The following is an 11,983-nucleotide window of genomic DNA, read 5'->3' as shown; positions in this document are numbered from 1 at the left end:
GTGATTAAAATAAAGGTTGTTCTTTGTATTCGCCAAATTCGTCGCGCATTACCTGGATAATTTCCCCTAAAGTACTATAGCATCTGACACAGTTGAGAATATATGGGATGAGGTTATCGGAAGTATTGGCCGCCTTTCTCAGCTCAGCCAAACACTCTTGAACCCGCAGATTATCCCGCTCTTCTCTTAGTTTTTGCAGGCGAGCAACTTGTTCCTGTTCGATTCGGGGGTCAATCTTGAGGATTTCAATATCCAGTTTTTCATTTTCATCGACATACTGATTGACTCCAACCACAATTCGCCGTTTGCTATCAATAGCTTTTTGATATTCATAAGCAGCATCAGCAATTTCCTTCTGGAAGAAACCTTTTTCAATGGCCTTTAACACCCCACCCAGTTCCTCAATCTTGGCAAAATATTTTTCAGCCTCTTCTTCCATTTTATTGGTTAAGGCTTCAACAAAGTATGAACCTGCCAGCGGGTCAATGGTGTTAGTTACCCCAATTTCATGGGCGATTATTTGCTGAGTGCGTAAGGCTATGGTTACAGCTTTTTCCGTAGGCAATGCCAGAACTTCATCCATAGAGTTAGTATGCAGGGATTGCGTTCCCCCCAGAACGGCGGCTAGTGCTTCATAAGCGGTACGAATAATGTTGTTCTCCGGTTGTTGGGCTGTCAGTGAGCAGCCTGCAGTTTGGGTATGGAAGCGAAGTAACCAGGAACGGGGATCTTTGGCTTTATATTTTTCTTTCATTCTCCGGGCCCAGATTCTACGGGCAGCACGATACTTGGCAATTTCTTCGAAAAAGTCGAGATGGGCATTGAAGAAGAAACTGAGACGAGGAGCAAAGTCATCAACATCTAAGCCAGCTGCGATGCCAGCTTCTACATAGGCAAAACCGTCAGCCAGGGTGAATGCTAATTCTTGAACGGCAGTAGAACCAGCTTCACGAATGTGGTAACCACTAATACTAATAGTATTCCATTTTGGCACATGATCTTTAGCAAACTTAAAGATATCGGTAATCAGGCGCATAGAAGGTTCCGGGGGGAAGATCCAGGATTTCTGAGCTATATATTCTTTTAAGATATCATTTTGGATGGTACCGGTTAGTTTATGGGATGGTACTCCCTGTTTCTCGGCAGTTGCTATATACATTGACCAGATTACAGAAGCTGGAGCATTAATAGTCATTGAAGTGCTTACTTTATCTAAAGGAATTCCATCAAATAAGATCTCCATATCCTGGAGAGAATCAATGGCTACCCCAACCCGGCCAACTTCTCCATAGGCTCTGGGATGGTCGGAATCATATCCCATTATGGTGGGCATGTCAAATGCCACACTTAAGCCAGTTTGGCCTTGAGAAAGAAGAAATTTATAGCGCTGATTGGATTCTTTTGCTGTCGCAAAACCGGCAAACTGGCGCATAGTCCATAATCTACCCAAATACATGGTGGTTTGTACACCACGAGTATAAGGAAATTCACCAGGGTAACCCAAATCTTTTTCATAATCAAAATTAGCTACATCGGCTGGGGTATAAAGAGGATTGATAGGCAGACCTGATACAGTAGTAAAAGAAGAATCTCGTTTTGCAGCGTTAGTAAATTTTTCTTGCCACTTATTAAAATTTTCTTTATTCATGCAAGGCCAACTCCCTTCTAACCTTTATATTTTCAAATTTAACCCTTGACGAATAATACTGATCGCTGCATTGTAAGGAGCAAGTTTTCTTTCAAGTACTTGTTGTAAAATTTCATGCATTAATGGGGTATCTACCACTTTTTTGTGAATTGTTTTCCGCAGTTCCAGTTCCACAATCTCTAATACCTCTTGTTCAAACCTTTTTTTTCTGTTTTCTTCCCATAACCCATTAGCTATTAAGAACTGTTTATGTTTATTGATAGCTTCCCAAAGTTCGTTTATTCCTTGCTGTTTTAAGTTTGAAGTTTTGATGACTGGAGGGCGCCAGCTAGTATGACAGCCTAAATCCAGCATTGCTTCTACTTCAGTCACGACTTTATCTGCTCCGGGTAAGTCTCCCTTGTTAACGGCGAAAACATCGGCAATTTCCATGATTCCGGCTTTTATTGTCTGGATGTGATCCCCTGCTCCAGGGGTGAGGACTACGACGGTGGTGTCAGCCACGTTCATAATATCCAGTTCTGATTGGCCTACTCCCACAGTTTCTATTAAGATAACATCGATCCCCATAGCATCCAAAACTCGCAGAGCATCTCTGGTAGTATGGGCTAAACCTCCTAAACTGCCGCGGGTGCCCATGCTGCGGATAAAAACTCCTGGATCTAAAGCGTGCTCTTGCATGCGTATGCGGTCTCCTAACAGAGCTCCACCTGTAAAGGGACTGGATGGGTCCACAGCGATAATACCTACGGTTTTATTTTCGGAGCGGATAGTTCGAATCAAGGAGTCTACCAGAGAGCTTTTGCCTGCTCCAGGTGAGCCAGTAATGCCAATAATAAAAGCATTACCGGTATGAGGAAAGATTTGGGCTAACATTTCTTCTTTTTGCGGCTCTTGGTTTTCAATGATAGTGATCAATTTTGCCGCACTGCGTTTATTACCCTGCAACAACCCTTCAACTAACGAATGCATTTTTTCACCGCCTAACTGGGCTAGAATTCAATTCCCGCCTGGGCCATAAGCCCCTGTTCATAGTGGTGTTTTCCATTGGTTATAATACTCACTGTATCACTAATTGCCAGAATTTCCTGGGGTGCATTTCTACCCGTAAGAATAATGCTAACGGTGGCAGGTCTAGTAGTTAAGGTTTTTATAACGTCTTCTATCGCTAAAAGACCATAATCAAGGGCGACATTAATCTCATCGAGAATGACCAGATTATAGGATGTTTCAATCAGAGACCGGGCCAGGAACCAACCCCGGAGTACCAAATCTTGATCGATCTGGTCAGCAATGTTTTTGCGCACAAAGGTCGGCAAACCAACCTGTTTTATCAGTAGCTGCTTATTTGCTAATTGCTGAAGAAACCTGTATTCACCATAGATATTACTACCCTTAAGAAATTGAATAATTGCAACCGCTTGGTTATGCCCTAGTGCTCTGAGAGCCTGACCGAAAGCAGCTGTAGTTTTGCCTTTGCCGTCTCCGGTAATGGTCCAGATTATTCCGCGCTGATTGCACACAAGGGTACAATCTCCTTTCAATGGGAAAAGGGGTTGAAGGCAAACCTCCAACCCTATTCCTTTAAAATATTAGCACTAATAACTACCCGTTGAATTTCATTTGTACCTTCATAGATCTGGGTTATTTTAGCATCCCGCATCATGCGTTCTACCGGGAATTCACGGGTATAGCCATAACCGCCAAAGATTTGTACAGCATTGGTTGTTACTTTCATTGCTACATCTGAGGCATACATTTTGGCCATGGCAGCCTCTTTGCTGATTCTTACCCCCTGACTGGCCAGATATGCAGCACGGTAAACTAATAATCTGGCAGCCTCAATTTCAGTAGCCATATCTGCTAGCATAAATTGAATCGCCTGGAAATTGGCAATAGGCTGACCGAATTGTTTTCTTTCTTTAGCATAATTTAAGGCTGCTTCATATGCACCCTGGGCAATGCCTAAAGCCTGAGCAGCAATACCAATTCTTCCATAATCCAGGGTTACCATGGCTATTTTAAACCCTTCACCCAGTTGTCCCAGAAGATTTTCTTTTGGGATACGACAGTTGTCAAAAACCAGCTCCATGGTCGGTGATGAACGAATACCCAGTTTGTGTTCTTTTTTACCGAAAGTGAAACCAGGTGTGCCTTTTTCCACGATAAAAGCACTTATGCCTTTGTGTTTGGGTTTAGCTTCTTTATCGGTCATGGCAAAGACAACATATATTTCAGCTTCTCCGCCATTGGTAATAAAGATTTTCGTACCATTCAGAACCCATTCATCACCATCAAGTACGGCGGTAGTTCTGGTACCTCCAGCATCAGAACCAGCGAAGGGTTCAGTTAAACCAAAAGCGCCCATTTTCTTGCCCTCGGCTAAGGGTACCAGGTATTTTTGTTTCTGTTCTTCAGTCCCAAATTTGTAAATGGGGTTGGAGCCTAAGGAAGTATGGGCGGACAGAGTGACACCAACTGAAGCGTCTACCCGGGAAAGTTCCTCGACGGCGATAGCATAACTTATATAATCAGCACCAGCACCACCATATTCTTCGGGGAACACAATCCCGGTAAGTCCCAGTTCGGCCATTTTATCAAAAATAGACCGATCAAAAGTTTCTTTTTCATCCCTTTCGGCTGCAGTAGGTCCACATTCCTTTTCTGCAAAATCCCGGACCATATTGCGTAACATTTCCTGTTCTTCTGTGAGCTTGAAAATCAAAATCCTCTACCCCCTTGTTACTTTAATATATTTTTCGCAATTACCAGACGCTGGATCTGGTTTGTACCCTCATAGATTTGCGTAATTTTGGCATCACGGAAATACCGCTCTACCGGGTATTCCCTGATATACCCGTAGCCACCAAGAATTTGTACTGCTTCTGTTGCTACCCACATTGCAGTATCGGTTCCATACATTTTGGCCATACTGGCCTGTTTGCTATGAGGCAGTTTTTGATCCCGCAAATAGGCAGCCTGATAAACTAGAAGTCGGGCAGCATCAATTCTGGTTGCCATATCAGCCAGCTTAAATTGAATAGCTTGAAAATTACTGATGGGTTGGCCAAATTGTTTGCGTTCTTTTGTGTAAGCTAAAGCATAATCATATGCTCCCTGGGCAATCCCTATTCCCTGGGCTCCGATCCCAATTCTGCCACCATCTAAAAGGGACATGGCGATCTTGAACCCTTCACCTTCTTGGCCCAGTAAATTTTCTTTTGGAACTATAGCATTTTCAAATATCAACTCACCGGTTTTGGAACCATTAAGACCCATTTTCTTTTCGATCTTTCCTACTTTAAAACCAGGAGTATTTTTTTCTATAAGTAAACAACTAATACCATGATGGCTCTTGGTTTTGTCTGTAACAACAAAAGTGCAGTAAACATCGGCTTCACCGGCATTAGTAATGAAAATCTTGGTACCATTTACAAGGTAGTGATCCCCTTTGTCTTCAGCAGAACATTTGATTTTGGTGGCATCAGAGCCGGCAGTTGGTTCGGTGAGGGCAAAAGCTCCCAGGTATTCGCCACGGCAAAGTTTTGTTAAATATTTTTCCTTCTGCTGTTGATTACCGAAAAGGTAAATCGGCATAGTCCCTACTGAAGTGTGAACGGCTAGTATTACTGCTGTTGTTGGGCAAACTCTAGCGATTTCTTCTAATACTAGGACATAATCCAGTACGGACATTCCCGCTCCGCCTACCGTTTCGGGAAAAGGCATGCCCATTAAATCAAGTTCAGCCATTTTTTTGAGATTTTCCCGGGGGAAGGTTCCGGTTTCATCCCAGTATGCGGCTTTGGGTGCGAGTTCGTTTTCAGCGAATTCTCTGACCATTCTTTTTAGCAATAGTTGTTCTTCCGTGAGATCAAAATTCATATGAATCCCCTACTCCCCACGTGATTTATTTGCCTTGAAACTGTGGTGGTCTTTTTGCCAAAAAGGCGGCCATCCCTTCTTTTTGATCATTTGTTGCAAAGCACAAGCCAAAGTAATTAGCTTCATGATAGTTTGCCTGTTCTAAAGGCATTTCCAAACCTTCATTGATAGCCCTTTTTGCCAGTTGAACCGCTACTAGAGCTTTGCTAGCAATTTTTAGTCCCATTTTTTTTGTTTGGTCCATTAGCTGATCATGAGGGACGATTTGATTAATTAAGCCAATCTGATAAGCCTCCTGGGCATCGATCATATCCCCTGTAAAGATCAGTTCTTTAGCTTTACCTTTACCAACCAACCGAGCCAAACGCTGGGTGCCAGCAAAACCAGGAATGACTCCCAGATTGACTTCCGGTTGGCCAAATTTGGCTTTTTCACTGGCTATTCTGATATCACAGGCCATTGCCAGCTCACAGCCGCCTCCTAAGGCGTAACCATTAATAGCAGCAATCACAGGTTTAGGACAGGATTCAATCTGATTAAATACCATTTGGCCGGTTAAGGCAAACTGCCTTGCCGCAATGGGGTCCAGTTGCTGCATAAAAGCAATATCAGCGCCTGCTACAAAAGCCTTCTCTCCTGCCCCGGTCAAGATAATGACTTTAACTTCCTGGTCTTCAGTTAACATTTGAATTGCTTGCCCCAGCTCATGGAGGGTGTCCGCATTAAGGGCATTTAAAGCAGCAGGGCGGTTAATGGTTAGAATAGCCAGATTATTTTCTTTTTGAACCAGTAAATTATTGAATTGCATCTTTTACCACCCCTACTACATTAGTTGGAATAATCATAGAAACCTTTGCCTGTTTTACGGCCCAGCCAACCGGCTTTAACCATTTTCCGCAGCAAGGGACAGGGGCGATATTTGGAATCTTTAAAGCCTTCATAAAGAACTTCCATAATGGATAAGCAGGTATCTAAACCGATTAAATCTGCCAGAGCCAGGGGTCCCATGGGATGATTCATACCAAGTTTCATCACCTGGTCGACAGCTTCCGGAGTAGCTACTCCTTCGTACACACAGTAAATTGCTTCATTGATCATTGGCAACAAGACCCGGTTAGAAACAAAACCCGGTGAATCATTAACTTCCACAGGAACTTTTCCCATTTTAATACTCATGTTTTCCACAATTTTATAGACTTCCTGGTCGGTCGCCAAACCTTTAATGATTTCCACCAGCTTCATTACAGGAACTGGATTCATAAAGTGCATGCCTATAACCTTCTCCGGTCGTCTTGTGCAGGCAGCGATTTCAGTAATTGGTAATGAAGAGGTGTTGGTTGCCAAAATAGCATGGGCTGGTGTAATTTCGTCCAGTTTACGGAAAATATCAGCTTTAATTTCCATTTTTTCTACTGCAGCTTCAATCACAATATCTACGTCATGAGCGTCTTCTAAGGAAATGGATCTGGTTAGTCTACCAAGGATTTCATTTTTCTCATCTTCAGTAATTTTACCTTTTTCCACATTTCTGGCTAAGTTTTTTGTAATTACAGAAAGGCCTCTTTCAACAAATTCCGGTTTAATATCATTCAAAATTACCTGGTAGCCTGCCTGAGCAGCTACCTGAGCTATTCCGCTGCCCATCTGTCCGGCTCCAACAACCATTACCTTTTTAATCTCCATGTCCCTCTACCCCCAATCAATTAATTAATCTACTTTTATTAAAACAGCATCACCTTGAGCAGCACCGGAACAGATAGCGGCAATACCGTAGCCGCCACCACGCCGTCTCAGTTCATAAATTAGAGTCATAATTATCCTTGCTCCGGAGGCGCCTATGGGATGACCTAAGGCTACTGCTCCTCCGTTTACATTAACTAATTCAGGATTCCAGTTTGCAATTTTCTGGCTAACCAAGGGAACTGCCGCAAATGCTTCATTGATTTCCAATAGGTTTATATCAGATATTTTAAGATTATTTTTTTGCAGTAATTTATTAACAGCGTGTCCCGGGGCAGTAGCAATGTACTGGGCTTCTAGAGCAACAAAAGCGTGCCCGATTATTTTAGCCAGAGGTTGAACACCCAGTTCTTTGGCTTTGTCGGAACTCATCAACACCATAGCTCCAGCACCATCATTAACACCTGGAGCATTGCCGGCTGTAACAGTACCGTTTTTGTCAAAAACGGGCGGTAATTTTGCCAGTTGTTCAAGAGAGGTATCTCGCCTTGGCCCTTCATCTGTAATTATTACTTTGGGATCACCTTTTTTTTGCGGAATAGTAACGGGAATAATCTCTTGTGCCATTATCCCGGAATCAATAGCTTTAATTGCCAGATTATGACTTCGAAGCGCCCATTCATCCTGTTCAGCCCGGCTGATACCATATTCTGCAGCTACAACACTTCCGTGTACTGCCATATGCCGGTTATGGAAAGCACACCATAAACCATCATGTACCATTAGATCTATTAATTCATCATGACCCATGCGATAACCCCAGCGGGCTTTTTTAAGGAAATAGGGGGCATTGGACATACTTTCCATGCCACCAGCAACGATAATGCTGGCGTCACCGCTGCGAATTTGTTGATCTGCCATAGTAACAGCCCTTAAACCACTGGCACAGACTTTATTGATAGTTTCTGATGGGGTTTCCCAGGGTAATCCAGCTTTGTTCGTTGCCTGTCTACTGGGGATTTGACCAGCTCCCCCCTGTAAAACCATGCCCATGATTACATTATCAATATGATCGGCTGGGATACCAGCCCGTTTTACTGCCTCAGCAATGGCAATTCCACCCAAGTCTGTAGCAGACAGGGGGGCAAGCCCGCCACCAAGCTTACCAAAAGGGGTTCGGGCTGCACTAACTATTACTGTTTCTGCCAATTCACTCACCTCCTAGTTGTTTTCATTAAGCTCCAACAATTCAGGATTAGCTGCTTGCACCCGGATTCTTCCAGCTTTTATCAGCTCACTAACAAGGACAGCAACTAAAACAGTCGACATTTCAAAATGTTCAGCTATTTCTGTAACTGTATGGGGGGCTTTCGAAATTAGCCACTCTATTGCTTTTTTGGCCGATTCTCTCTGACCGTCGGTTAGTTCCTCGATGTTTGTACTGGATGGTGGTATATAATTGGATTTGGTTTTGCGGGATGACAGAATGCTCCAGGTAAGCTGGGATAAGCTTTTATATGCTGCCATCTTACCGCCTCCTTACAGCTTAAACCTTCTCAATAATCATGGCAATACCTTGACCACCGCCAATACACAGTGTAGCTAAACCATATTTTGTATTGCGACGCAGTAATTCGTATACTAATGTAACCAGTATTCTAGCCCCCGACGCCCCTATAGGATGACCTAAAGCAATAGCTCCCCCGTTTACATTGGTAAGATTGGGATCCAATTCCAATTCCTTCATTACTGCTAAAGCCTGAGCGGCAAAAGCTTCATTGGCTTCAGCGAGCCCAATATCCTGAATGCTTAGACCTGCTTTCTTTAAGGCTTTAAGTGTGGCAGGAACCGGACCAATTCCCATAATAGCAGGATCTACACCAGCTGATGCATAGGAACGAATCATTGCTAGTGGTTTGAAACCTAATGCCTGCGCTTTTTCCGCTGACATTAAAACGAATGCTGCTGCTCCATCATTTATTCCAGAAGCATTACCAGCAGTCACAGTACCATCTTTCTTGAAAGCTGGTTTTAAGTTAGCCAGAGCTTCCGGAGTGGTATTGGGACGAGGGTGTTCATCTTGACTGAAAATAATCGGTTCGCCCTTTTTTTGTGGGATGTTAACGGGAACAATTTCAGCCTGGAATTTGCCGGCTTGAATGGCAGCAGCAGCTTTCTGCTGGCTTTGCAAAGCAAAGTTGTCCTGTTCTTCTCTGGTGATTCCATACTTTGCCGCAATATTTTCGGCTGTAATGCCCATATGGACATCGGTAAATGCACACCACAAGCCATCTTTGATCATGCTATCTACTACCTGGCTGTTCCCCATTCGCACACCATTTCTAATATTAGGCAAAAGATATGGAGCGCTGCTCATATTCTCCATGCCGCCAGCGATTACGATTTCGTTATCTCCTGTCATAATGCTTTGGGCAGCTAAGGCAACGGCTTTTAAACCTGAGCCACAGACCTTGTTGATGGTAATTGCCGGAGTTTCCAGCGGTAAGCCAGCCGAAATCGTTGCCTGGCGCGCAGGATTTTGACCCAGGCCAGCTTGCAGAACATTACCCATAATAACTTCATCTACTTGTGAAAACTCGAGATTAATTCTTCTAATGGCTTCAGCTATTACAGTTGCTCCTAGCTGTACGGCCGGAATGCCGGCTAAACTGCCTCCAAAAGTGCCAATCGGAGTACGTACAGCGCTTACAATGGCTACTTCTTTCATTTCCCTACCCCCCAATGTATTTAATTTAAACTTTCCCATAATAACTCAGCTAAATCTTTTGTCTTGATGGTTTCATTTACATTTTTCATTTTGGTACCATCTTCTAACATTGTTAAACAGAAGGGACAAGCGGTTACAATGGTATTGGCTCCAGTCGTTAAAGCCTGTTCTGTTCTTTCCAAGTTAATTCTTTTACCAATATGTTCTTCAAGCCACATCCTGCCGCCGCCGGCACCGCAACAAAAGCCCTTTTCCCTGTTACGTTCCATTTCCAATACGGCTAGACCGGTGATAGTATCAAGGATAGCTCTAGGCTCTGTATAGATATCGTTGTAACGCCCAAGATAGCAGGAGTCATGGTAGGTACATTGTAAATCCAATTTTTTCTGAGGTTTGAGTCTTCCTTCTTTGAGCAATTGAGCCAAAAATTCTGAATGGTGGTAAACTTGATAATTTCCGCCAAAATGGGGGTATTCATTTTTAATCGTGTTATAACAGTGGGGACAAGAAGTTATGATTTTCCTTACTCCATAACCATTCATAGTCTCAATATTTTCTTGAGCCAGGTTTTGAAAGAGATACTCATTGCCAAGACGTCGGGCTGAATCACCGCAACATTTTTCTTCGGTCCCTAAAATACCAAAAGATACGCCAGCCTTTTGCAATAATTTAACTACTGCTATGGCAACCTTTTTATTTCGGTTATCAAAAGCACCACTACAACCTGGCCAGTATAGATATTCCACCTCACTATCTTCAACCAGAAGAGGAACACTTAATTCCTGAGCCCAATCAGCCCGGGATTTCCAGCCGATGTTCCAGGGATTGCCATTATTTTCCATGCCCCTAAAGGCCAGCTGGGCTTCTGAAGGGAAATTGCTCTCCATCATTACCAAATTTCGGCGCAAGTCAACGATTTTGGGTACATGCTCAACAAAAACAGGACACTGTTCTTCACAGGAACGGCAAGTGGTGCAAGACCAAACTACATCTTCTTCGATAACCTCAGGGACCAGTGCCAGTCCACCAATCTCTTCATTGGTTTGTCTGAATTTTTCTACCCTCTCATAGAGGTGATTTTTTAGGTCCTGAGTGAATTTCTTCGGAGAAAGGGGTTTTTGGGTTAAATGGGCAGGACAGTTATCCTGACAGCGGCCACAGCGAATACAGGCATCTCCGTCCATTAACTGTTTCCAGGTAAACTGCTGGATTTCGGCAATGCCAAATTGTTCAATATTTTCATCTTCCAGGTTCAATGGTACAAGGGCCTGTGCTGCTTTATCTTTAGCCAGATACTGATTAAGTGAGCCAGTAATGATATGAAACAACTTGGAGTGCGGAATATAGGCGATAAAACCAAAGGTTAGTAACAAATGTATCCACCAGATTACTTGATGCAAATTTCTCTGGGCTGTTTCAGCCATTTGAGAAAAAGACTTTGCAAGCATGAATCCAACTGGCGTCCATCCAGCCCAGGGATCTTTAGTGAAACTGATACGAAGTCCTTCTAATATAAAACCGGTGACAATAATACCAAGTATTAACAGTAAGGTAACACCATCATCTGGGTTTGAGTCCAACCTTGGAGGTCTAATTACATACCTTCTCCATAAAGCCATGAGCAAGCCAACGATGGCACCGGCACCAAAGATATCCAGTAAGAAGGATAAGACAAGATAATACGAGCCACGATAAATCGGAATTTTAAAATCTTCTTCTAACATGACAGATAAGGTACCGATCGCAAAAACCACAAATCCCCAGAAAATCAGCCAGTGCATTATACCAGGATATTTATCCCTTAATAGGCGCAAGTGACCAAAACTATTGGATAAAAAACGTTTCCAGCTGGCATGCTCACTTTGCCATCTCTTTTCAGGCTGCCCAACCTGCCAAACTTTGTATCTTTCGTAAATTCCTTTAGCAAAGACAATTAATGTTAATACCAAGAGGGACCACATAACGATATATTGTTCATGATACATGCCAAGTTGTCTGCTTGGAACCACGTAGAACGCCCTCCTTTCCAGAAAATATACCCCCTA

General features: G+C 43.2%; 11 protein-coding genes. All 11 read right to left on the bottom strand.

The annotated features are described in order from the left end of the window. Nucleotides 1-4: 4 nt before the first annotated feature. Genes B5D20_RS01500 through B5D20_RS01450 form a run of 11 tightly spaced genes read right to left on the bottom strand, consistent with a single transcriptional unit; the run spans nucleotide 5 to nucleotide 11,923 of the window. On the bottom strand, nucleotides 5-1,648 hold the full coding sequence (locus B5D20_RS01500; RefSeq protein ID WP_078664459.1) for an acyl-CoA mutase large subunit family protein: 1,644 nt from the start codon (nucleotides 1,646-1,648) through the stop codon (nucleotides 5-7). 24 nt (nucleotides 1,649-1,672) lie between these two features. Next, complete coding sequence (gene meaB, locus B5D20_RS01495) at nucleotides 1,673-2,620, bottom strand: methylmalonyl Co-A mutase-associated GTPase MeaB (RefSeq protein ID WP_078664458.1); 948 nt, start codon at nucleotides 2,618-2,620, stop codon at nucleotides 1,673-1,675. A 20-nt stretch (nucleotides 2,621-2,640) separates the two neighbouring features. Next, nucleotides 2,641-3,171, bottom strand: a complete 531-nt coding sequence (locus B5D20_RS01490) for a cob(I)yrinic acid a,c-diamide adenosyltransferase (RefSeq protein WP_159071874.1) — start codon at nucleotides 3,169-3,171, stop codon at nucleotides 2,641-2,643. 53 nt (nucleotides 3,172-3,224) lie between these two features. Further along, the gene (locus B5D20_RS01485) at nucleotides 3,225-4,373 is read right to left on the bottom strand and encodes an acyl-CoA dehydrogenase (protein ID WP_078664456.1); all 1,149 of its coding nucleotides are present in this window, start codon (nucleotides 4,371-4,373) and stop codon (nucleotides 3,225-3,227) included. A gap of 17 nt (nucleotides 4,374-4,390) precedes the next feature. Beyond that, complete coding sequence (locus B5D20_RS01480) at nucleotides 4,391-5,530, bottom strand: acyl-CoA dehydrogenase (protein WP_078664455.1); 1,140 nt, start codon at nucleotides 5,528-5,530, stop codon at nucleotides 4,391-4,393. A gap of 25 nt (nucleotides 5,531-5,555) precedes the next feature. Further along, the gene (locus tag B5D20_RS01475) at nucleotides 5,556-6,338 is read right to left on the bottom strand and encodes a short-chain-enoyl-CoA hydratase (protein WP_078664454.1); all 783 of its coding nucleotides are present in this window, start codon (nucleotides 6,336-6,338) and stop codon (nucleotides 5,556-5,558) included. A 20-nt stretch (nucleotides 6,339-6,358) separates the two neighbouring features. Next, entirely contained in the window at nucleotides 6,359-7,213 is an 855-nt protein-coding gene (locus B5D20_RS01470) for a 3-hydroxybutyryl-CoA dehydrogenase (protein WP_078664453.1), read from the bottom strand. A gap of 24 nt (nucleotides 7,214-7,237) precedes the next feature. Beyond that, entirely contained in the window at nucleotides 7,238-8,419 is a 1,182-nt protein-coding gene (locus tag B5D20_RS01465; RefSeq protein ID WP_078664452.1) for an acetyl-CoA C-acetyltransferase, read from the bottom strand. Between the two features lie 12 nt (nucleotides 8,420-8,431). Further along, entirely contained in the window at nucleotides 8,432-8,737 is a 306-nt protein-coding gene (locus B5D20_RS01460) for a helix-turn-helix domain-containing protein (RefSeq protein WP_078664451.1), read from the bottom strand. A gap of 19 nt (nucleotides 8,738-8,756) precedes the next feature. After that, complete coding sequence (locus tag B5D20_RS01455; protein WP_078664450.1) at nucleotides 8,757-9,938, bottom strand: acetyl-CoA C-acetyltransferase; 1,182 nt, start codon at nucleotides 9,936-9,938, stop codon at nucleotides 8,757-8,759. 20 nt (nucleotides 9,939-9,958) lie between these two features. Next, a complete protein-coding gene (locus B5D20_RS01450; protein WP_078664449.1) occupies nucleotides 9,959-11,923 on the bottom strand; it encodes a heterodisulfide reductase-related iron-sulfur binding cluster in 1,965 nt (654 codons plus the stop codon). Between the last annotated feature and the right edge of the window lie 60 nt (nucleotides 11,924-11,983).

Source organism: Carboxydocella sporoproducens DSM 16521 (assembly GCF_900167165.1).
Taxonomy (GTDB): Bacteria; Bacillota.
This window is presented reverse-complemented; position numbering and strand designations above follow the sequence as displayed.